Below are 21,968 nucleotides of genomic sequence, written 5' to 3'. Positions count from 1 at the left end.
TTTAATACGGATTCTTAAATGATCCCAGGGGCTGTTCGGCTTTCCTTCACTTCTACTATAAAAAAATAGTAGCACAAACCATGGCCGTGGTTTGTACTACTAATGTTAGTATGTTTTTACTCCTTAATAATTATCCATTAAGAAATATTGTTCCTGCGGTGGTCACATCAAAATGCCACCATCCTCGTCGCAAAGGTCCGTCTCAAAATGTCTTTTCAGACGGCCCCTTCGCTATGTTGCTCGCATATGAAACTTAATTTCTTTGGCGGCTCTATCGGCTAATCTTCGTACTTCTGCTAGTGATTTCCCTTGTGTGATGATATAGGCATAACGGTGACCCATGGATAAAGGTGGGATGAGTAAGGTTCCTTTTTTAGGCTTTATATAGACGTCATAAACGCCAGGTGATTTAGTTGCACGTAGCTTTCCAGTTACTTTTTGTAGTATACCTTTGCGCTTTACAATTAAGTACTTTGTATACACAAATTTTCGATGTGTAGGTTCTAAATGAGGTTTTTGCCCAAGGAATAACTTAAGTGTTTGCTCCACTAAATTAATACCAAAGGCAGCTTCAATCATTTTATTCATGGCACCACCAGAAATACGTGGGTTAATCTCGATGAGCTTCCAACCATGAGGTGTCAAACGAAGCTCTAAATGGAGTGCACCTGTCTGGATATCAAAGTTAGTGACAATTGAATGTAAAACATTTTCAAGACCTGCTTGTAATTTTGGAGGGACCGTTGCTAATACACCATAGCCTGTAATGATAAATCGCTGACCTTTTGTAATCTCTTGTTTGATGACAGCGACAATATGTGGTTGATGTTCATGAACGATCGCTTCTACTAGATATTGAGGGCCATCTAAAAATTCTTCCACAATAATAGATTCCTCTGGATACTTAGTGCGAAGGGAGGAGAGATGTTTATTCAATTGCTTTTTGTTATTAGCCAGCAATACATCTTTTGAACCTGTAGATTTTGGTGATTTAATGATGACAGGGAAGTGCAAATTTTTAGGCTTTGCTTCTTGGGAATTAATAATTTGGAACTTTGGTGAATATGGTTCGTTTAATAAAAAGTTTCGCGTTTCTTCTTTATCCTCCATCATCTTAATTGCCTTGGAAGAAGTGAGATTGTGACAAAATTCATCACACAGTAAAGCAGCGACATGTACAAACGGATCGACAAAACTCACAATGTTTTGAATATCGAGTCCAATACTTAGTAGTTTTTGAATTTCTTTTTTCATTTCTTCTAGGTTTGTTGTGTCAATCAACATCATTTTATGAATATCCGGATAGAGCTCACGTTGTGCTATTTGTTTTGGGTTGTTTGTAAAAAGAACGACAAAATAGCCTAAGTTTTCCGCTGCTTTAGTTGCTTCTCTACTGGAGCCGGATTTATTTACACCTATAAAGAGTATGGTTTTCAAAATATTCATCTCCATTATTTCTCTAATTGTTATACCCTTTCTTAAATGTATGGTGAAAAATAGTTTTTGCATGGTTATCCATCACGTTTAATTCAAATATCTAAGCAATGTTTTTTTTAGCACATACGATATAGAAGAAAGGAGGGGGAAGTGTAGGGTGAAACCTCTTTCGGTGAAACAATTATGTACAATTATTTCAGGAGAGTTAGTACAAGGAGAAGAAGTTATCATTCAGTATGGTGCTTATCGATTAAAGCAAGTAAAGCATAAAAATACGGTTCTCTTTATCGAAAAGCGAATCGTAAAGTGGAAAGAACTTGCTACGTATTTTCCGATAGTGCTTGTGACAGAATTGTCATACGGTTTTCGTGAACTACCACAGCAAGTTACCGTTATTCGAGTAAAGCGTTCCGAAGAGGCTTTCTGGAAATTTATCAATTATTACCGTCATCAGTTTCAATTACCTGTTGTAGCCATAACAGGAACTGCTGGAAAAACAACAACAAAGGAAATGGTGAAACATATTCTTACACCTTACAAAAAGGTGACAGCAACACAGCTTAGTACGAATTCGAGAACAGCGTTTTTACATTACTTGTTAAGTATTGAGGGAGATACAGAAGCAGCCGTTTTTGAAACAGCAGTCGGTGCACCAGGAGATTTACGTAAAGCAGGTACCTATTTTAAGCCAACCATTGGTATTATTACGAATATCGGTGCTCACCATTTAAATTATTGTAAGACGCTTGAAGGGTACATCGAGGCAAAGGGAGAAATGGTAGAAATTATAGATCCTAATGGGACATTAATCATTAATGCTGAAGATGAAAATACGAAAAAAATTGATCTGCAAAAATTTAGAGGCAAAATTATTAGAATAGGAAAGGACGCATCGTGTGATTTTAGAGCGAGCGATTTAAAATATTGTGCAAATGGCATGCAATTTAAGGTTCATTACAGGCAACACCACTATGATATACAAGTACCTGGTTTTGGCGAACACCAAGTATATAATGCACTTGCTGCCATCGCCGCGGTTGTTGAAATGGGCTTAACGATTCCAGAGGCGGCACAGCAGTTGCAAACATTCAAGCAGTTGAATAAACAGCTTCAATTATTGAATGGCATGAATGGGGCGTTGCTTTTAGATGACACATGGAGTATTACAACGACTTCGCTTAGTGCCGCGTTAGATGTATTAAATGCATTAGCCAATAGAAAGAAAAGAGTAGCGATTATTGGCACGATTACAGATGTTGGGTCTTGGGGATATACGATTCACGAGCAAGCAGGTGAGTTAATTTATAAAAAAGGCGTGGATGTACTAATAACAGTAGGAGAGCATGCTAAAATAATAGGGGATTACGCCGTAAAACTAGGTTTCCAACAGCCTGTTTATAGCTTTAAAAATAGCATTTTAGTGTACGATTTACTAAAGGATATTGTAGATAGTAATACGATTATTTTAATTAAAGGGGATATGTACAGTAAAACGATGATTGAATTAGCAAGCAATTTAAGAAAAAAATCTTAGATCTCCTTTGATAAGAGGGGATCTTTTACTATTATTTCTGTTTTTACAGGCAAATACCCGGTCATTTAAGTAGTGGAAAGAATATATTGTGAAAGAAGGAGGTGAGAGAAAGATGGGTGTAATTTGTCCTTGTGGTGTAATGGTGGATGCGTTTGCTTTAAGAGAAAACGTGAGGTTTTCGGGGGTAAATGGAAGTATAAGAGGAAATTTAACATATGCTGCAAATGTATGTGTTACTACTCTTGATACGTCAACACTTTCATTGCAATTTGAAGATACTGAAACACCAGATCAATACAGTTTTTTATTCACGGCTAATACCATCACATCTGTTCGGTGTCGAAGAGAGGGTGAAAACTGTGTCGTGACAGTGGAAGGTACAGGTATCATCGGTATGACAGAATATCCATTTGTTGCTGTTTTCCGAGATCAAGTCGCACAAGCAGCCAATGATATTGTGCAAAGCTTTGTTATTACAGGGTATTTTGACCAAACAGGAGCGGTTCCAGTAAGCCAAGGTTCCATTGTTGCTTTAGGATGTCAAAGTTTATAATAATTGATCTTTTGTTCCCCTCAGTAGCATTTAAAGCTGAGGGGCTACCAAGTAAAAGGAGAGGCGTTATGAAAGCGGCAAGAGGTAGAATAGGCCAATATAAAATACTCCAACAAGAACAGAGGCTACATCCGTACCTTGCCCCAAATGAGCAATTTTCGAAAGAATCCTTATTTTCCATGTTAGCAAGTCATCAACAAATTATATTGAAGCCTGTATATGGCACAGAGTTTATTACGATTGCTGTCGAAGAAGGGGCATTTCATCTAAACATAAATGACATGTTTATTCAAGTATCAGAAAAAGAGGACGTATATAAAATCCTCCAACAGGAAATGAGTGAACAACACTATATTATTCAGCCACAATTGACACAAACTTCTTTATGGAGAAGGGCATTTCACCGTTTTGTAACCGTTCATAAAAATACATCTAATTGGCAAGTCACTTGTACGACAAAACACTCCAATCATTTTTTTGAGCCATTTGTCTATAGATACTGTTTTCACAAAATGCAAGACATCGCACTGTTAGTGGCACAACAACTTGGGCAGTTTTATACAAACTGTGAGTGTATTGTGATTGAAATGGCATTTAATTTAAAGGGTGACATTTTGATTTATGATACGGCATTACATTTTTCCATTAGTAAGTGGAACCAATATCAAACTCTCTCTCATTTGATGCCTCAAACAGATTTACTCACAGAGGCGACATTCCAAAATTTTTTAAAAAAATATGACATGATCTTCTTGAAACCATGTAATGGTCAACAAGGAAAAGATATTATTAAAGTCCGTAAATTAAATACTACGTATGAAATTTATATCGGCATCTCTAAATTAGAAAAACAAGACGTAGTAGAAGCGTATGAGTACATTCGTCAAATGTGCTTAGCGCCTAAGCATTATATCATTCAACAAGGGATTCCTTTAACGATGATTGAGGATTGCTTTATCGATATACGAGTGATGACACAAAAGGTCGATGGTGAGTGGCAAGTGACAGGGAAGGCTGTAAAAGTGGCGGGACATTTATTTTTTATTACGAATGCAGCACGGGCCATTCTTCCGTTAGAAGAAGCCCTAAAGCAAACACCTATTTCACCAGAGGCTTGGGAGGACCTTGCCACTCAAATAGATACTATTTGTTTAGCGGCGATGAAAGAACTCGCACATCGTGAGCATATAACGATTGTAGGATTTGATGTTGGGGTGACGGACCGAGGGGAAGTATGGATTATTGAAGGAAATTATGTACCCGATCTATCCATATTTAAACGGTTAGAAGATCAAACGATGTACGAAACAATCCTAACAAATAGAAACACCGTAGTAAAACGACCTAGTGAACACTTTTGAAGACTCATAGGATAATGAGAGGAGGAAATTGTATGCAAGCATTACAAGTGAAATCCATTCGTCAATTACTAGGAGGGGAACTCCTAAACGGCAAGGAAAACTGGTATGTACAACATGCTATTTATTATAAGAGACATGATTTAGTAGCAACACATACACTACTGTTTGTGAGTAAAAGTGACACGATAGATTGGAAAGATTTGGATAGAAAAGCGCCTGCTGTTATCATTTCTGATAAACCTGCTACTGAATTGGCACAAGCATTGCCGCAAACAACGGTGATTCAAGTACGGAGTGTCTTACAAGCTTATTGGAAGTTTATTCACTATTATCGACAGTTATTTCAGCTACCCGTTGTCGCGATTACAGGTACATGCGGAAAGACGACAACAAAAGAAATGCTGAAGCATGTTTTGAGTAAGGATATGCGCATTCAAGCTTCTATTAGTAGCAAAAACGAGCCACGCCAATCCTTACCATATTTAACGGGTATCGATGAACATACAGAAGCAGCCGTATTTGAATTAGGTCTAGGAAATAATGGAAATATTAAACACCAATGTATGATTTATCAGCCAACAATCGGCCTTATTACGAATATAGGCGTGCATCATTTAGATGGTTGTAAAAATTTAGAGGGATATATAAAAGCGAAGGCTGAAATGGTAGAAGGGATACGGCCGAATGGTACATTAATTATTAATGCAGATGATGAAAATATAAAGAAAATTTCATTGCGTACCTTTAAAGGAAAAGTCGTCACATTTGGGATGAGTCAAACTGCAGATGTGCGTGCTTCTCATATCCAATTTGCTAAAGACGGAATGAAGTTTCAAGTTCATACAGATGATCAGAGCTTTCAAGCCTATATTCCTGGATACGGTGAGCATCAAGTGTATAACGCGCTTGCTACTATTGCCACGATAAAAGAACTCGGTCTATCGGTTCAGAAAGCCATTTTACGTTTAAGAACGTTTCAACAAATGGCAAGGCATTTGGAATTTTCGCAAGGAATGAGCGGAAGTACAATTATCGATGATACATGGACTAATAACCCTACATCGATTGAAGCGGCTATTAAAGTATTGCATGCTATTGGAAAGAATAAAAAGGTGATTGTTGTGCTAGGCGATATTAAAAGGCTTGGTCATTTTGAAAAAGAATATCATCAAGAGATTGGTAGTTTAATTGCACAGTATGATATCCAGATGCTTATTACAATTGGTAGTAGAGCAGAGGAAATTGCCAAGCAAGCATTGAAGGAAGGGACAACAGCGGAAGTACACGCGTTTAAAGATGTAGAAGGCGTATTGGATATATTAAAACCGAAGCTAGATGCGCATACGCTATTACTCATCAAGGGACCAATGTCGAGTAGGTCAATGATTGCCTTTGCTAATCAGCTAAAAGAAAGCCCCTAAAGTGTGAAAAAGAAGAATCCGAATGATTTCCATCGAATTCTTCTTTCTCATAGTAGGTGCTTTACATAACACGACGTGCTGTTACATAGTTATTTTTGGACCATGTGGATTGGCTATTTGGTTTGAAGGTAATATTGTTTGTTTAATAAGCTTGTCATCGTTGATATGACGTAGCTACTGCTTACGTTACATTACTTTTAATTTTTTGCAAATACATTAGTAACTCGTCTAGCTGTAATATAATGTTCTGCATAATAATCGACTAATAGGACTCTCGTAATAACGCCATTCGAGTTTGGAATGATAAGGCGGTGATCTCCTGCATAGATGGCAACGAGTGAAGGTGTTTTAGATCCTTTTGTACTATTAAAGAATACTAAATCACCTTTTTGTAAATTAGATTTAGAGACAGCAGACCCTAATTTCATCTGCTCGCTTATTGTTTTTGTGCCAAGTGACACACCATTTTTACGGTAAATATATTCGATAAATCCACCTCTTGTAAACGATAAAGAGGCTTCTTTGTTCACAGACCCTATTTTTACTTTATTTAAATTCGCATAAGCTGTTGCTACAATAGAATCCCCTTTTGTAGCAGGGTTAGAAGACATCAATGTTGGTAATACACGTCGAGCCGTCATATAATTTTCTGTGTAATAAGGCTTGCTATTTAAATCCGAAATTACGATATTTTGCTTGGAATCGGCCATATGGATGACTTTGTTATTCCCAATATACATCGCTACATGATCAGGGTCAGTCCCTGTTTTTTTGCTTTTAAAGAACAGTAAATCGCCTTTTTGAAGCTGGCTACGTGGCACATACGTACCTTGTTGCATCATATAATTTTCGTTATAAGTAGCAAGGTCTACCCCGTTTTTCTCGAAAATATACATAAGAAAAGTAGCACATGAAAATTTATATGGATATGTTGGTTTGTATGTCGTATTACTATACGTCGCTTTCCCAATTAAGCTTTTGGCTGTGGCAATGAGTTGATTTGCCTTTACTGCAACGGCCTGCGTATTATTTTGTGAAGCTGTTGCTGCTGATACCGTAATCGGTTCTGTAATGGTTGGTATAGTAGCAAATGAGCCAAACCCAATCGTCAATGCTAAAGTAGTTGTTAAAAAGCGTTTCTTCATAAAGTACCTCCTAAATGACTTGATATGAGCAAAAATCCTAATATATTTTAAAGGCATCATTTGCATCCATTTATAGCGTTATATCTTTATTGGATCAAAAACAATGCTGTTTGCTCGTATATGAATTAACACTATTGACTCTAGCATAGAAAACATAGACTTCTTGTAGGTAAATGTTTCCGTTCGTTTTAGGGGGGCGCGCCAAGGCTTGAGCTTATTGGATTTGAAAGTATAAATTACAGTTTAATTACAAATGTTTCAGTTACATATAATGGTTTTTATATAGAACATTAATCCTTTGAAAGTCACTAGCCTCTACTCCAATTCATGAGCATCTTACTTCGTAGCTTGTCATTCTTAACGTTCAAAGAGAAATATTATTTCACTAAAAATACTATGTGAAGGAGGAGTATGTACTTTGTTATTCAAAGTTTTTTTGACGTAACTATGCATTGTGCTAGTTTCTAAATTAGCATTATTTTGCTTAGGTTAGAGTTTTTTTCATGTAGTAGTATTAATTGTTGGGAAATACGGATATGTCAATGTTTTGTCAAGTCTGAATACCTTGAAAATCATGTGCATTTACTATATAGTCATAAGAGACAATGAGCTAAATTGGAGGACTTAAAAATGACTAATATTTTTGCTGTTGTGTTAGCAGCTGGTCAAGGAACACGTATGAAGTCCAAATTATATAAAGTGCTTCACCCTGTTTGTGGTAAGCCAATGGTTCAGCATGTTGTAGACCATATCGAAACACTAGATGTGGAACGTATTGTCACAGTTGTTGGGCATGGGGCTGAGATGGTGAAGGAACAACTGGGTGAACAAAGTGAATATGTATTACAGGCAGAACAGCTTGGTACTGCACATGCAGTTCAACAAGCAGAACCCCTTTTAGGAACGCTTGACGGCACAACATTAGTTGTTTGTGGTGATACCCCATTAATTCGCCCTGAAACAATGAAAGCATTGTTTGATCATCATACTTCCCAAAATGCCAAAGCAACCATTTTAACCGCGGTCGCTTCTGATCCGACTGGTTACGGTCGTATTTTACGTGATACGGAAGGAAATGTAGCACAAATTGTAGAGCAAAAGGATGCAACAGAAGAGCAAAAGAAAGTAACGGAAATTAATACGGGTACTTACTGCTTTGACAATAAAGCATTATTTGAGGCTTTAAAACTTGTGAAAAATGATAATGCACAAGGTGAATACTACTTACCAGACGTCATTGAGATTTTACAAAAGCAAGGTGAAATTGTTGCAGCATATGTAACAGACCATTTTGATGAAACACTTGGTGTAAACGATCGTTTTGCTTTATCTCAGGCAGAAGAACTGATGCGGGCGCGTATTAATGAGCGACATATGCGTAATGGTGTCACGATTATTAATCCGTCTACAACACATATTAGTGCAGAGGCCATTATTGGTTCAGATACAATCATCCAACCAGGCTGTGTCATTGAAGGAAATACAGTCATTGGTGAGGATTGCGTCATTGGCCCAAATAGTCATATTGTGAACAGTACAATTGGCAATGGTACAACGATTCAAAACTCTGTTGTATTAGATAGCACAGTAGGCCATAAAACAGCTGTTGGTCCGTTTGCACATCTGCGTCCAGCTTCGGCATTAGGTGACCATGTGAAAATTGGTAACTTTGTAGAAGTAAAGAAAAGTACTTTAGGTAATAATACGAAAGTATCACACTTAAGCTACATTGGAGATGCTGAAGTAGGGGATAACTGTAATATCGGTTGCGGTTCGATTACAGTCAACTATGATGGTAAAAATAAGTTCAAAACAATTATTGAAGACGATGTATTCGTAGGATGTAATTCAAATCTTGTTGCACCAGTAACGTTAGGTCAAGGTTCATTTATTGCGGCAGGTTCTACTGTCACACAAGATGTACCAGCAGATGCATTAGCTGTTGCCCGTGCACGACAAGAAAACAAGTTAAACTATGTTAGTAACAAACTAAAATAATTAAAAGATAAAACAGGAGGGCATCATGCCGTATCAATACGCTGACTCAAAATTAAAAATCTTCTCCCTAAACTCAAATAACCCACTTGCACAGGAAATTGCAGACGAAATGGGCGTTGAGCTTGGTAAATCATCTGTAAAACATTTCAGTGATGGAGAAATTCAAATTAGTATTGAAGAAAGTATTCGCGGTTGCGACGTATTTATCGTGCAATCAACTTCTGCACCTGTAAATGAACACTTAATGGAATTATTAATTATGGTTGACGCTGTAAAACGTGCTTCAGCGCGTACAGTAAACGTTGTTATGCCTTACTATGGCTATGCACGTCAAGACCGTAAAGCAAAAGCACGTGAGCCAATTACAGCAAAATTAGTAGCTAACCTTTTAGAAACGGCTGGTGCAACTCGTGTCATCGTACTAGATTTACACGCACCACAAATTCAAGGCTTCTTCGATATTTTAATCGATCACTTAGTAGCTGTTCCGATACTTTCTGATTACTTCAAATCAAAAGGTTTCAACCCTGAAGATGTAGTCATCGTATCACCTGACCATGGTGGTGTAACACGTGCACGTAAAATGGCTGAACGTCTAAAAGCACCAATTGCGATTATTGATAAACGTCGTCCAAAGCCAAACGTAGCAGAAGTCATGAATATCGTTGGTAACGTTGAAGGTAAAGTGGCAATCTTAATCGATGATATTATCGATACAGCGGGTACAATTACAATTGGTGCCAATGCTTTACTGGAATCAGGTGCAAAAGAAGTGTATGCTTGCTGTTCACACCCAGTATTATCAGGTCCAGCAATCGAGCGTATTGAAAGCTCAGCAATTAAAGAATTAGTCGTAACAAACACGATCCAATTATCAGAAGACAAAAAGTCTCCGAAAATTAAGCAACTTTCTGTTGCGGGCTTAATGGCTGATGCAATTGCACGTGTTTATGAAAATAAATCAGTAAGTACATTATTTGATTAATGATTAGAACAAGGCTATGTGCAGTTATTGCACATAGCCTCTTTTCATGCTCTCTTCATAAATGTTTAGTTTCAGCTTATCTGGGTAAAGCTGAAGGTGAAAACTTTTATGGAAAAGGGGATTTAAAAATGAGTACCGTATTAGCGGCAACAACACGTGAAATTGGCTCTCGTTCGATTTTAACGAAAATACGAAATAGCGGAGGTATACCAGCCAATGTCTACGGCTACCAAACCGTGGCGACACCGATTCAAGTCGGCACGAAGGACTTAACAAAGGCGATGCAGGCAAGTGGGCAAAATACAGTGTTTGCATTAAGCTTAGGTGGAGAAACCGTGAATGCTGTCATTAGTGAAATCCAACGTTGTGCTTTAAAAGGTAACATTAAACATATCGACTTCCAAGCGATTAATATGAGTGAGGAGCTCGAGGTGGAGGTGCCAATTGCAATCGTTGGGGAATCGTTTGGCGTGAAAGATGGTGGTGTTTTAATGCAACCTATTCATACATTAAAGATAAAAGTAAAGCCAATGGATATGCCAGAATCGATTGAAGTTGATGTATCGACATTAAACATTGGAGACACGCTATCTGTTGCGGATATACGAGGGAACAGCAAATTTGAGCTGTTGAATGCTGATGAAGATACACTTGTAACGATTACACCGCCAGCGTCTGAACCAGCAGATGCCATCGACTCAGCAGAAAAAGAACCAACTGCGATTGAAACACCAGAAGCAGACGCGTAATCAAAAGATATCATATGAAAAAATTGCACGGATAGGTAGCCGTGCAATTTTTTATTTCAAATATTTATTTTTAGGTATAGCTTGCATGAGTATAGAAAACAAAACTTCTAAGGAGGCCCATACGGCTAGCGTAATTACTTTTATGAAAATTTAAGTTAATATTATACATAGTAAAATTTTATTAGATTACAAGGGACTATGTATTGTAGGAAGTTTTGATTTAGGTATGTTAAAATAGGCTACAATTATAAAAAGAAAAAAAGAGGTTTTTAACGATGAAGTTAATTATCGGTTTAGGTAATCCAGGGAAGCCATATGAACATACTCGTCATAATATCGGGTTTGATGTCATTGATGCGTTAGCAGATAAATGGGGTGCACCATTAAATCAAACAAAATTTAATGGCATGTATGCGAGCGTACACCGCCCTGAAGGAAAAGTAATGCTGTTAAAGCCGCTTACGTATATGAATTTATCAGGCGAATGTGTTCGTCCGATGATGGATTATTTTGATATTGATGTAGAAGATATTATTGTTATTTATGACGATTTAGATTTAGAAACGGGCAAGCTACGCCTTCGTAAAAAAGGGAGTGCAGGAGGTCATAATGGTATTAAATCATTAATTCAGCACTTAGGTACACAGGAATTCAATCGCATCCGCGTGGGCGTAAGCCGCCCACCAGCAGGTATGAAAGTAGCAGACTACGTTTTATCGAAGTTTTCAAAAGAAGATGAGCCCATTGTTCAAGATGCGATAAAAAAATCTTGTGAAGCGGTTGAAACATCGCTATCTAAAACGTTTTTAGATGTCATGAACATATTTAATGGCGCATAAAAAAATACATGAACGTCTATACTTTGAATACAAAAGTATTCAAAGGAGGGCGCATATGCCAGTTCGTTATCGTTGCAGGCACTGTGAAACAGAAATGGGGACTCTACCGTTTGATGCAGAGGAGACAATCCGTAAGTTGCATCAATTTGAAGTAGGAGAAGTAGATGACTATATTGAAAAGAATGAGCGTGGAGAGACCGTTGTTCATTCGATTTGTGAGCATTGTGAAGATTCGCTTCGTCAATTTCCCGATTATTATGCGCTAAAAAATTGGTTACAATGATTTTGACAGTTTTCAACACGAAATAGCGGTTTTGCTTTGGCACACAAACTCTTAAGAGATTCAGTGTGCCAAGGCTTTTTCCGTTTTTATATTACAGGAGATAAGCGGAAAGGAGTTTTTCAATGGAAGTTTTTCATCAACTATTCTTGCAAGATAAACATATAAAATCGTTATTAGACCAAATTAAAAAGGGCGAAGCAGATCAGCAATTAGTAACGGGGTTAACGGGTGGTGCGAGGCCGGCATTTTTGCAAGCGCTGTTTAAGGAAACGGGGAAACCGATTTATGTGCTATCGCCTAATTTATTGCAAGCACAGAAGTTAGTAGATGATTTAGCATCGTTACTTGGGGAGGAATCTGTATTTTACTATCCGGCAGATGAATTTATTGCGGCAGATATGACGATTGCTTCTCCTGAGTTGCGTGCCCAACGTATTGCGACATTAGACCATTTAGCAAAAGGGACGATGGGCATTTACGTGTTGCCAATTGCAGGTGTACGTAAATACATGACACCGCCTAATAGCTGGCGTTCACATTTTTTACAGGCATCGATGGGCGAAGATATCGACATGGATAACTGGCTGACACAACTAGTAGCAATGGGCTATACACGGAATAGCATGGTAACAGCACCAGGAGAGTTTGCAGCGCGTGGAGGCATTGTCGATATTTATCCACCTTATTTAGAGGCACCAATCCGTATGGAACTATTTGATACAGAAATCGATTCGATTCGTTCATTTAATGCTGATACACAGCGTTCCATCGAAAAGTTGGATTCCGTACGTATTTTACCGGCAACAGAAGTTTTGTTATCCGAGGAAGAACGAGTAAATGTAGCAGAGCGTTTAGAAGGAGCGCTTGCCAATAGTTTAAAAAAGGTAAAGAAACCTGAGCTACAAGAGCTCCTTATGCAAAATATTCAATATGATATTGCGCTGCTAAAAGAGGGGAATTTACCAACACATGTGAATAAATACGGTTCCCTTTTATTTGAGGAAAAGGCGTTTTTAGGCGATTACTTTGCCCGTGACGGCATCGTATTATTTGATGAATTAGGACGCATTCAAGAAGTAATGGATGCGTGGGAGCGCGAAGAAAGTGAATGGTTCTTATCCCTCATTGAAGAAGGGAGAATGCTACACGATGCGAAACCTTCCTTTGCCTTTAAAGAAATTTTAACAATGATTCGTCAACAAAAAATTCATCTTGCTTTATTTGCACGGACGTTTGCAGGGATACGCTTTTCGAAAACATCGAATTTTTCATGTAAACCGATGCAACAGTTCCATGGGCAAATTGCATTATTGCAAAATGAAGTAGAACGTTGGAAGTTAGAGAAATTTACGGTGTTATTTGTTGCGAATGGGCAGGAACGTCTTGAGAAAATGCAAAGTATGCTCGAGGAATATCACATTGATGCACAAATCGCTATGCCAAGTGGTGCAGGTATTTATCTAGTAGATGCGGTGTTATCAGCTGGTTTTGAATTACCGCTCCAAAAAATGGCTGTTGTAACAGATGATGAGCTATTTAAACAGCAGGCAAAGAAAAAGGCACGTCCACAAAAGATGACGAATGCAGAGCGGATTAAATCCTATACGGAAATTAAGCCTGGCGACTATGTTGTCCATGTCCATCATGGGATTGGGAAATATATTGGCATTGAAACATTAGAAGTGGGTGGGACACATAAAGATTACTTACATATTCGCTACCGAGCGGATGATAAATTATATGTGCCAGTCGACCAAATTGATTTAATTCAAAAATATGTTGCTTCGGAGGAGAAAGAACCGAAACTGCATAAATTAGGCGGAACAGAATGGAAAAAAGCGAAAGCGAAAGTATCTTCAGCCGTTCAAGATATTGCCGATGATTTAATCAAACTGTATGCGAAAAGAGAAGCGGAAAAGGGCTTTGCTTTCACGCCTGATTCAGATGAAGTACGTTCGTTTGAAAATGCTTTTCCGTATGAAGAAACAGAAGATCAGTTACGCACGATTATGGAGGTCAAACGGGATATGGAGCGCGAACGCCCAATGGACCGTCTTGTATGTGGCGATGTAGGATATGGTAAAACAGAAGTAGCCATTCGTGCAGCCTTTAAAGCGATTCAGGATGGCAAGCAAGTCGCGTTTCTAGTACCGACGACCATTTTAGCGCAGCAACATTTTGAAACGATTCAAACGCGTTTTGAGGAATATGCAATGAATGTTGGTTTGCTTAGTCGATTCCGCACACGGAAGCAACAGTTAGAAACGATTAAAGGTCTACGAGAAGGAACGGTAGATCTGGTCATTGGTACGCATCGCCTGTTATCAAAGGACGTGCAGTATCAAGATCTTGGTTTATTAATCGTGGATGAAGAACAACGTTTTGGTGTAACACATAAGGAAAAGATTAAGCAATTAAAAACAAATGTTGATGTATTAACGTTAACCGCGACACCGATTCCACGTACATTGCATATGTCGATGGTAGGTGTGCGTGATTTATCGGTCATTGAAACACCACCACAAAATCGTTTTCCTGTACAGACCTATGTCATGGAGCATAGCGGGGCATTAGTACGTGAAGCCATTGAACGAGAGATGGCGCGCGGTGGACAAACGTTTTATTTATATAATCGTGTGGAAGACATGGCACGTCGTGTAGAGGAAATTCAAGCGCTTGTACCAGAAGCTCGTGTGGGCTTTGCACATGGTCGTATGACAGAATCTGAATTAGAGTCTGTGATTCTATCTTTTTTAGATGGTGACTATGACGTATTAGTGACAACAACGATTATTGAAACGGGTGTGGATATTCCAAATGTGAATACGCTCATTGTACATGACGCCGATCGTATGGGCTTATCACAGCTGTATCAATTGCGTGGACGTGTTGGACGTTCCAATCGTGTTGCGTACGCGTATTTTATGTATCAGCGTGATAAAGTACTGACAGAAGTGGCAGAACAGCGTTTACAGGCGATTAAGGAGTTTACAGAGCTTGGTTCGGGCTTTAAAATTGCGATGCGTGATTTATCGATACGCGGTGCCGGTAATTTACTCGGTGCACAGCAACACGGCTTTATCGACTCTGTTGGTTTTGATTTATACTCACAAATGCTTGAAGAAGCCATTGAAGAGCGTCGAAGCGGTGTGAAAAAAGAAGAGAAACCAGAAGTTGAAATTTTATTGCATATGGATGCATATATTCCAGATGCGTATATTCCAGACGGTTATCAAAAAATCCAAATGTACAAGCGTATTAAAGCGATGGAACGCGAAGAAGACTACTTTGAAGTGATCGAAGAGTTGCAAGACCGTTTCGGTGATTTACCAGTGGAAACAGAGCGCTTAATGAGAATTGCACGAATGAAGGTATGGGCGCTTGAGGCAGGTATAACAGCTATTAAAGAAAAGCAAAGTATCATTACGATTAGCTTATCTGAAGAAGGAACGGCTCGTGTCGACGGAGCAAAGGTTGTAACAGAATCCATGCAGTTTGAGCGTGCAGTTGGCTTTGTTATGGAGGGGACAAAATTAAATTTAACAATCGATATGAAGCGATGCGGCAATTTCTTACCATTTGATATTTTAGAGAAAATGGTAAAAATGGTGTTAGAGGCAAAAAAGCAAGTGGCATAGAGATGGTTATAGTACGATAAATATTAGAAAAAAGCGGGTGTGAATTTGCCCGCTTTTATTTAATGATGAAATTGTACATATAATTTGTGGACAGCGCTATAATGGATACCATTCATATAATTTAAACGCTGTAATAATTCTTCTTGTTTCGCATATTGCTCGCGTTTTTCAAGAAACATTCTTTCTTTAGTAGAAGAAGTTGTTAACAGATCACGTTGACCATTTACTTTTTCGAGATATCTTGTAAAAATACCATTCTCAACCTCTGTTATGACTTTTGGGCGATTTTTTATGTCAGTGGGATTGTAATAATAGGCTAAATGCTCACCAGCATAGTATTGAGTTTTTCTATAGGCATCAGGTGTTGATGTAACACGCTCCACTCTCATATTTTTCACCTCTTTATATAACAGTTTATTTAGATTGTATTGGTGAAAATAACATATTTTTCGTATTATTTTTTAAAAAATGATGCATAAAAAATAAAAACAAGGTCTAAATGACTATATATCGGTCCGTTTTTGTTGCATAGTTTTCTTTTCACTAAACCATACTAATTGGGAACAGAGCGAAATTTGTGGAAAGTGAGGTAGCATATGAAAGCAACAGGTATTGTACGTAGAATTGATGATTTAGGGCGCGTGGTTATACCAAAAGAAATTCGCCGTACGATGAGAATTCGTGAGGGGGATCCTCTAGAAATTTTCACGGATCGTGAAGGCGAGGTTATTTTAAAAAAGTATTCTCCAATAAATGATTTAAGCGAATTTGCTACAGAATATGTGGAATCGCTCTATGAAGCACTAGGCTTACCTGTATTTTTAAGTGACCGAGATGAAATGATTGCGATTGCGGGTGTTACGAAAAAAACATATAGTCATCGCCGTTTATCGACCTTTGCGGAAGACGCGATGAAGGAACGACGCCCGGTTTTACATCAGCAGGAAACGGTACTTGAACTTGTGCCAGGGCAATTTGAGGAAGTAAAATCGTATTGCATTGCACCCATCGTTGCGAATGGTGATATTATTGGTGCCATTTATGTCATTTCAAAAGACGGGCTGATCGGCGCTGTTGAACAAAAAAGTGCTGAAATTGGTGCGCTCTTCTTAGCGAAGCAAATGGAAAACTAAATTTTTGATAAGACGTCCTTCATGCTAGGGCGTTTTTTTTATGCGTATTATTCATGGTATACTTGTACCATTGTATAGATGAGGATGGGTCTTATATGTCTTCGCAGTTTAGTATGAAAAGTTATATGAAAGGCGCGCTTCTTTTAACAGTTGCCGCTCTTATTGTCAAAGTATTAAGTGCTGTTTACCGTGTGCCTTTTCAAAATTTAGTGGGCGATCAAGGGTTTTATGTGTACCAGCAAGTGTATCCGTTTATAGCATTCTTTGTTGTCTGGACTTCAGGTGGGGTTGCTGTCGCTATTTCAAAGCTACTCGCTGATACGAATGATGAACAAATAAAGCATGGTATTACGAAAACGGTATTTCAATACTTAACGGTGCTGTCACTGCTCTTTTTTGCATTATTATTTTTCGGTGCACATTTGCTGTCATCGTGGATGGGCGATCCGTTACTGGCACCACTATTACAAACCGGTGCATTCGTTACACTTTGTATGCCAGCACTTGCGGTGATGAAGGGTACATTTCAGTCGCGTGCCATGATGGAACCTGTTGCCTATGCGCAAGTGTTTGAGCAGACAGTACGTGTTGTCATAATCTTAATTGGAACGATAGTCGTCATATCGCTGCTCTCTCAATCCGTATATGCTGCTGGCAATATGGCAGTGCTAGGTACCGTGATTGGTGAATTAGCAGGTGTTATTTTATTATTTGTTTATATGAAGAAGAAGGCGCTTTTATCCAAAGAAACGGTTGCTATTTCGAAGTGGCCGATTATAAAAGAAGTGACCATTTTTAGTATAAGTGTGAGTATGAGTAGCCTATTATTGCTTACGTATCAACTTGTGGATTCATTTACTGTATTCTCGATGTTAGTAGAGTCGGGGCTGGAAACACTTGATGCAATGGCAATCAAGGGGATTTATGATCGTGGTCAACCACTTGTACAACTCGGCGTTGTGATCGCTTCCTCATTTTCGCTCGCCATTGTACCACTTGTGACCTATAAATCTAAGCAGGGTACCCGTGGTGAAGTACCGTATATTCAATTAACCTATCGTGCATCGTTAGTATTCGGCATAGCGGCAGCGCTAGGTCTTATACTTGTGATGCCCTATGCAAATGCATTGCTGTTTAAAACAGATAATCTTTCATCGGTGCTTATGTTATATGTATTACAAATTGTATCATTATCGATCATTTTAACGTTTACAGCCATTTTGCAAGGGTACGGTAAATTAAAGATTCCTTTTTACTACTTACTTGGTGCCCTTTCATTAAAAATCGGTGGTAATATGTTGTTGATCCCACTAATAGGGATTGCAGGGGCAGCGCTTGCGAGTAATATCGGGTTATTCACTTGTGCTCTGCTTCTCGTATATTATTTTAAAAAAGTAAATGGGGTCATATTGGCAACAGGTAGCTTTTATAAAAAGTTATTGATAGCGAGTATCGGTATGACAGTTGTTGTAGCGCTAACGGCTGGACTATTAAATCAGATAACAAGTTTTACATCTGTTCGTATGGCAGCGCTTGTCTATAGTGCGGTCTTAATTTCGATCGGCGCATTTACATTTATAACAGCAGTGGCGAAGCTCCAAATTTTAAGTGTACGGGAATGGTTTATTATTCCTTTTGGAAGAACAATGGCCACATATCAATTATGGTTAAATAAAAAGAAGTAGGTGTTTACACATGCATCAATTAACAGTGATCGGTCTAGGGGCGGCAGATTTTAATCAGCTGCAAATGGGCGTCTATAAGCAATTAAAACAAGCAGAGACATTATATGTTCGTACAGAGGATCATCCTGTACTGAATGATTTAAAAGAAGAAGGCATCAAATTTTCAAGCTTTGACTACGTATATGAGAAGCATGATACATTTGCCCCTGTATATGAGGAAATAGCTTCTCTATTAATCGAAGCAGCAAAGGAAGCGCCTGTGATGTATGCAGTGCCAGGGCATCCGCTTGTAGCAGAGCAAACCGTGCAGCATTTAATCGAGGCGGAGCGTAATGGGCAAGTAACGCTAAAAATTGAAGGCGGTCAAAGTTTTCTAGACCCCATTTTTGGCGCATTAAAAATTGATCCAATTGAAGGCTTCCAACTGTTAGATGGGACAAGTATGTCAATGCATGATCTTAACATGCGCCAGCACATTTTAATTGCGCAAGTATATGACGCATTTAGTGCATCAGAAGTGAAGCTCACATTAATGGAGAAATACCGAGATGATTATCCGGTGACAATCGTGACAGCGGCAGGTTCAGTTAAGGAGAAGTTAACGACTGTGCCCCTGTACGAGCTGGATCACGTGGCAGAATTAAATAACTTAACAACGGTTTATGTGCCACCTGTGACGTCAGATGAAGAGGCATTACGGGATTGGACGACTTTCCGCAAAATTATTGCGACGCTTCGTGGTCCAGAAGGCTGCCCATGGGATCAAAAGCAAACACATGAATCGTTGAAAAAATATTTACTTGAAGAGGCGCATGAGTTTTTAGCCGCTGTGGATGCAGAAGATGATGAAGGCATGATTGAAGAGCTTGGTGATGTGTTGTTACAAGTATTTTTACATGCGCAAATCGGTGAAGATAACGGCTATTTCAATTTGGAGGAAGTACTTGCCTCTATTAGTGAAAAAATGATTCGTCGCCATCCGCATGTATTTGGCGATGTATCAGTAGAAGATGCGGACCATGTTGTGGCAAATTGGGAAGCAATTAAACGTGCGGAAAAAGGGCAGGTAGAAGGGCGTTTACTTGAAGGTGAGTATCGCGCGGCGTCATCTTTACAAACTGCTTATAACTATCAAAAAAAGGCAGCAAAAGTAGGGTTTGATTGGCCAAATGTGGATGATGCATGGGATAAATTCATCGAAGAGATGAAAGAATTCCAAGTTGAAATGAGCGAAGGCTCCCCTGCTACACGCCTAGATGAGTTTGGCGATGTGCTATTTACATTAGTAAATGTGGCACGTTTCTATAAAATCTCGCCGGAAGAAGCGATGTTACACGCCAATGAGAAGTTTGCCCGTAGATTTGGTTATATCGAAGAGCAAGTAAAGGCGAGCGGGAAAGACTTTGATGCATTCACATTAGAGGAGTTAGATTACTTTTGGAATGAGGCAAAGCGTATGGAAAAGGGGGAATAAAAATTGCGTTTAGATAAGTTTTTAAAAGTATCGCGTTTAATAAAACGACGTACATTAGCAAAGGAAGTAGCTGTGCAAGGGCGCATTACAATTAACGGTAAGGTTGCAAAAGCAAGCAGTACCGTGAAAGTGGGCGATGAACTAGCTATTCGCTTTGGACAAAAAATTGTCACAGCTCGTGTGGAAGAGATTCGAGAGACTGTTCGTAAAGAAGAAGCAACAAAGATGTTTACGATTGTAAAAGAGGAAAAACTAGAAAAGATTGAGCCTGAATTTATTGATGATGAAGAATAAATGAATTTTCAAATGAAATAGAAAAATGAGAGCATGATAGTAAATTTTACTGTCATGCTTTTTTCTATGTGTGCATACAGTGTAGAAAGTGGACAAGGAAGGGGAGTTAATCTATGCATTCAGAAAGTACAAGATATACCATTCCATCAGGAGACCATCTAGTAACGCTTCGCAATCGCAAGCGTATGGATATGACATCTGTAAAGGAAATTGAACGTTTTGACCAAGAGGAGTTTTTTGTTAGAACATCACAGGGGCACTTACTCATTCGTGGTGAAGAGCTACGCATTGTACATTTAGATGTGGACAAGGGGCTGCTTACATTAGAAGGTATGGTCAAGACGGTCCAATACGATGAAGAAGAATCTGGACTGTCAAAGAGTTTACTGCATAAATTATTCGGCTAATGTCTGCACAATTAGTTAGTACGTTTGTCATGTTTGCAGCCGGCATAATGGTAGGTGCGATTATTGACTGCATCCGATATATGACATCATTGGTGCCTAAAAAATCAATTGTTTCCAAACTAGCTTACCTGATTGAGCTAACAGCTTGGCTCATGTTAGGAGCCATTACGTTCTATTTTTTATTTGTCATTAAGGGTGGTGAGTGGCGAGCAATCGATCCACTTGCCCAAATCGTAGGAATTATTTCATATGATTTATTTTTCCAACCGATATTTCGATTTATCGGAAGACTTTTTGTGATCATTATCATAAAACCGGTTTTCTTTATCATTCGTTTAGTTACAAAGCTCATTTACGGTATCATTCATATATTTGTCAGAATATTAACAATTTTAGTGACACCTATTATTAAAATCTATAAAACTTCTAAAAAACGGGTTTTACTCTACAAAGTAAATAAGTATAATAAATAGTAACAAATGTAGAAGCAATGGGGGTGAACGGCGTGGCACAGCGTCAACAACAAGAACAAGTACATAGAGGCACTGTTAAAACGTTAGATAATGACTATGTCCGCTCCAACGCAAATCTCGCAAAGCAACAACAAATGAAACACCGTCAAAAAGTATTAAGTCGTAGAAGACTAGCAGTGTTTACGGTATTTGCTACAGCTGTATGTGTGGCATTAGTAAGCATGATGATGAATCAGAATACACGTTTAGCAGAAAAAGAAGCACAAAAAATAGAAGTACAAGCACAATTAACCGCAGTAAAAGAGCAACAGGACATGTTAAAACTACAAATTGCCAAACTAGAAGATGATGAGTATATTGCAAAGTTGGCACGTAAAGAATACTTCTTATCAGAAGAAGGAGAAATTATTTTTACGATTCCGAAGGACAATAATGAAAAAGAAGAAGACAAGCAGTAGTTGGGAAGGCAGACACGTCATATGCGTCGTTTGCCTTTTCAAATGGCTAAAATTTTAAGACTATTTAGGAAGTCGAGTCTGTTTGTCGTTTTATGGCGAGA

At 38.5% G+C, this 21,968-nt stretch carries 20 protein-coding genes; 17 read left to right on the top strand and 3 right to left on the bottom strand.

What is annotated here, in order from left to right; translation table 11 throughout:
- Positions 1–231: 231 nt before the first annotated feature.
- Positions 232–1,437, bottom strand: coding sequence for an ATP-grasp domain-containing protein (locus AAGS61_RS19275; RefSeq protein WP_391375825.1), 1,206 nt, complete (start codon positions 1,435–1,437; stop codon positions 232–234).
- A gap of 157 nt (positions 1,438–1,594) precedes the next feature.
- Between AAGS61_RS19275 and AAGS61_RS19270 the strand changes: the two genes are divergently transcribed.
- The 4 genes from AAGS61_RS19270 to AAGS61_RS19255 all read left to right on the top strand — a co-directional run bounded on the left by AAGS61_RS19270 (position 1,595) and on the right by AAGS61_RS19255 (position 6,306).
- Complete coding sequence (locus AAGS61_RS19270; protein ID WP_391375823.1) at positions 1,595–2,971, top strand: Mur ligase family protein; 1,377 nt, start codon at positions 1,595–1,597, stop codon at positions 2,969–2,971.
- A 112-nt stretch (positions 2,972–3,083) separates the two neighbouring features.
- Positions 3,084–3,524 carry a hypothetical protein gene (locus tag AAGS61_RS19265; protein ID WP_391375820.1) on the top strand — a complete coding sequence of 147 codons (441 nt, stop codon included), beginning with the start codon at positions 3,084–3,086 and terminating at the stop codon, positions 3,522–3,524.
- 68 nt (positions 3,525–3,592) lie between these two features.
- Complete coding sequence (locus AAGS61_RS19260) at positions 3,593–4,885, top strand: YheC/YheD family protein (RefSeq protein WP_391375817.1); 1,293 nt, start codon at positions 3,593–3,595, stop codon at positions 4,883–4,885.
- 32 nt (positions 4,886–4,917) lie between these two features.
- The gene (locus AAGS61_RS19255; protein ID WP_391375814.1) at positions 4,918–6,306 is read left to right on the top strand and encodes a UDP-N-acetylmuramoyl-tripeptide--D-alanyl-D-alanine ligase; all 1,389 of its coding nucleotides are present in this window, start codon (positions 4,918–4,920) and stop codon (positions 6,304–6,306) included.
- A gap of 197 nt (positions 6,307–6,503) precedes the next feature.
- Here AAGS61_RS19255 and AAGS61_RS19250 read toward each other — a convergent pair whose 3' ends face one another.
- Positions 6,504–7,451 carry a C40 family peptidase gene (locus tag AAGS61_RS19250; protein ID WP_391375811.1) on the bottom strand — a complete coding sequence of 316 codons (948 nt, stop codon included), beginning with the start codon at positions 7,449–7,451 and terminating at the stop codon, positions 6,504–6,506.
- Between the two features lie 630 nt (positions 7,452–8,081).
- On the opposite strand from AAGS61_RS19250, the gene glmU reads away from it, so the two are divergent.
- The 6 genes from glmU (at position 8,082) to mfd (ending at position 15,943) form a co-directional block, all read left to right on the top strand.
- Positions 8,082–9,449, top strand: coding sequence for a bifunctional UDP-N-acetylglucosamine diphosphorylase/glucosamine-1-phosphate N-acetyltransferase GlmU (glmU, locus tag AAGS61_RS19245; protein WP_391375809.1), 1,368 nt, complete (start codon positions 8,082–8,084; stop codon positions 9,447–9,449).
- Positions 9,450–9,474: 25 nt separating this feature from the next.
- Entirely contained in the window at positions 9,475–10,434 is a 960-nt protein-coding gene (locus tag AAGS61_RS19240) for a ribose-phosphate diphosphokinase (RefSeq protein WP_391375806.1), read from the top strand.
- A gap of 128 nt (positions 10,435–10,562) precedes the next feature.
- A complete protein-coding gene (locus AAGS61_RS19235; protein ID WP_391375803.1) occupies positions 10,563–11,183 on the top strand; it encodes a 50S ribosomal protein L25/general stress protein Ctc in 621 nt (206 codons plus the stop codon).
- A gap of 275 nt (positions 11,184–11,458) precedes the next feature.
- Entirely contained in the window at positions 11,459–12,022 is a 564-nt protein-coding gene (gene pth, locus AAGS61_RS19230; protein WP_391375799.1) for an aminoacyl-tRNA hydrolase, read from the top strand.
- A gap of 55 nt (positions 12,023–12,077) precedes the next feature.
- Positions 12,078–12,305 carry an anti-sigma-F factor Fin gene (locus tag AAGS61_RS19225; RefSeq protein ID WP_391375797.1) on the top strand — a complete coding sequence of 76 codons (228 nt, stop codon included), beginning with the start codon at positions 12,078–12,080 and terminating at the stop codon, positions 12,303–12,305.
- A 122-nt stretch (positions 12,306–12,427) separates the two neighbouring features.
- Positions 12,428–15,943, top strand: coding sequence for a transcription-repair coupling factor (gene mfd, locus AAGS61_RS19220; RefSeq protein WP_391375794.1), 3,516 nt, complete (start codon positions 12,428–12,430; stop codon positions 15,941–15,943).
- A gap of 59 nt (positions 15,944–16,002) precedes the next feature.
- Here mfd and AAGS61_RS19215 read toward each other — a convergent pair whose 3' ends face one another.
- Complete coding sequence (locus AAGS61_RS19215; RefSeq protein ID WP_391375791.1) at positions 16,003–16,332, bottom strand: hypothetical protein; 330 nt, start codon at positions 16,330–16,332, stop codon at positions 16,003–16,005.
- 207 nt (positions 16,333–16,539) lie between these two features.
- On the opposite strand from AAGS61_RS19215, the gene spoVT reads away from it, so the two are divergent.
- From spoVT to AAGS61_RS19180, 7 genes are all read left to right on the top strand, one after another.
- The gene (spoVT, locus tag AAGS61_RS19210) at positions 16,540–17,076 is read left to right on the top strand and encodes a stage V sporulation protein T (RefSeq protein WP_391375788.1); all 537 of its coding nucleotides are present in this window, start codon (positions 16,540–16,542) and stop codon (positions 17,074–17,076) included.
- A gap of 95 nt (positions 17,077–17,171) precedes the next feature.
- Positions 17,172–18,761, top strand: coding sequence for a putative polysaccharide biosynthesis protein (locus AAGS61_RS19205; RefSeq protein WP_391375786.1), 1,590 nt, complete (start codon positions 17,172–17,174; stop codon positions 18,759–18,761).
- A 10-nt stretch (positions 18,762–18,771) separates the two neighbouring features.
- Complete coding sequence (mazG, locus tag AAGS61_RS19200) at positions 18,772–20,235, top strand: nucleoside triphosphate pyrophosphohydrolase (protein WP_391375783.1); 1,464 nt, start codon at positions 18,772–18,774, stop codon at positions 20,233–20,235.
- Between the two features lie 3 nt (positions 20,236–20,238).
- On the top strand, positions 20,239–20,529 hold the full coding sequence (locus tag AAGS61_RS19195) for an RNA-binding S4 domain-containing protein (RefSeq protein WP_391375780.1): 291 nt from the start codon (positions 20,239–20,241) through the stop codon (positions 20,527–20,529).
- A 113-nt stretch (positions 20,530–20,642) separates the two neighbouring features.
- Positions 20,643–20,936, top strand: coding sequence for a sporulation protein YabP (yabP, locus tag AAGS61_RS19190; protein ID WP_391375777.1), 294 nt, complete (start codon positions 20,643–20,645; stop codon positions 20,934–20,936).
- Positions 20,936–21,409 carry a spore cortex biosynthesis protein YabQ gene (gene yabQ / locus AAGS61_RS19185; RefSeq protein ID WP_391375774.1) on the top strand — a complete coding sequence of 158 codons (474 nt, stop codon included), beginning with the start codon at positions 20,936–20,938 and terminating at the stop codon, positions 21,407–21,409. The genes yabP and yabQ overlap by 1 nt, the downstream gene beginning before the upstream one ends.
- 32 nt (positions 21,410–21,441) lie before the next feature.
- Positions 21,442–21,867, top strand: coding sequence for an FtsB family cell division protein (locus tag AAGS61_RS19180; RefSeq protein ID WP_391375772.1), 426 nt, complete (start codon positions 21,442–21,444; stop codon positions 21,865–21,867).
- Positions 21,868–21,968: the final 101 nt, after the last annotated feature.

Origin of the sequence: Lysinibacillus sp. KU-BSD001, assembly GCF_042920265.1 — a bacterium.
GTDB lineage: Bacteria > Bacillota > Bacilli > Bacillales_A > Planococcaceae > Lysinibacillus_B.
Note: the sequence above shows the minus strand (reverse complement) of the source record. Positions and strands in the feature narration are given on the sequence as shown.

What these genes read in the sequence shown, in the direction of transcription:
- AAGS61_RS19250 (WP_391375811.1), bottom strand. Translation starts at nt 7,451, where the DNA reads ATGAAGAAACGCTTTTTAACAACTACTTTAGCATTGACGATTGGGTTT.
- AAGS61_RS19240 (WP_391375806.1), top strand. Translation starts at nt 9,475, where the DNA reads ATGCCGTATCAATACGCTGACTCAAAATTAAAAATCTTCTCCCTAAAC.
- mfd (WP_391375794.1), top strand. Translation starts at nt 12,428, where the DNA reads ATGGAAGTTTTTCATCAACTATTCTTGCAAGATAAACATATAAAATCG.
- AAGS61_RS19225 (WP_391375797.1), top strand. Translation starts at nt 12,078, where the DNA reads ATGCCAGTTCGTTATCGTTGCAGGCACTGTGAAACAGAAATGGGGACT.
- AAGS61_RS19205 (WP_391375786.1), top strand. Translation starts at nt 17,172, where the DNA reads ATGTCTTCGCAGTTTAGTATGAAAAGTTATATGAAAGGCGCGCTTCTT.
- AAGS61_RS19265 (WP_391375820.1), top strand. Translation starts at nt 3,084, where the DNA reads ATGGGTGTAATTTGTCCTTGTGGTGTAATGGTGGATGCGTTTGCTTTA.
- pth (WP_391375799.1), top strand. Translation starts at nt 11,459, where the DNA reads ATGAAGTTAATTATCGGTTTAGGTAATCCAGGGAAGCCATATGAACAT.
- AAGS61_RS19255 (WP_391375814.1), top strand. Translation starts at nt 4,918, where the DNA reads ATGCAAGCATTACAAGTGAAATCCATTCGTCAATTACTAGGAGGGGAA.
- AAGS61_RS19215 (WP_391375791.1), bottom strand. Translation starts at nt 16,332, where the DNA reads ATGAGAGTGGAGCGTGTTACATCAACACCTGATGCCTATAGAAAAACT.
- spoVT (WP_391375788.1), top strand. Translation starts at nt 16,540, where the DNA reads ATGAAAGCAACAGGTATTGTACGTAGAATTGATGATTTAGGGCGCGTG.
- AAGS61_RS19260 (WP_391375817.1), top strand. Translation starts at nt 3,593, where the DNA reads ATGAAAGCGGCAAGAGGTAGAATAGGCCAATATAAAATACTCCAACAA.
- AAGS61_RS19235 (WP_391375803.1), top strand. Translation starts at nt 10,563, where the DNA reads ATGAGTACCGTATTAGCGGCAACAACACGTGAAATTGGCTCTCGTTCG.
- yabP (WP_391375777.1), top strand. Translation starts at nt 20,643, where the DNA reads ATGCATTCAGAAAGTACAAGATATACCATTCCATCAGGAGACCATCTA.
- yabQ (WP_391375774.1), top strand. Translation starts at nt 20,936, where the DNA reads ATGTCTGCACAATTAGTTAGTACGTTTGTCATGTTTGCAGCCGGCATA.
- glmU (WP_391375809.1), top strand. Translation starts at nt 8,082, where the DNA reads ATGACTAATATTTTTGCTGTTGTGTTAGCAGCTGGTCAAGGAACACGT.
- mazG (WP_391375783.1), top strand. Translation starts at nt 18,772, where the DNA reads ATGCATCAATTAACAGTGATCGGTCTAGGGGCGGCAGATTTTAATCAG.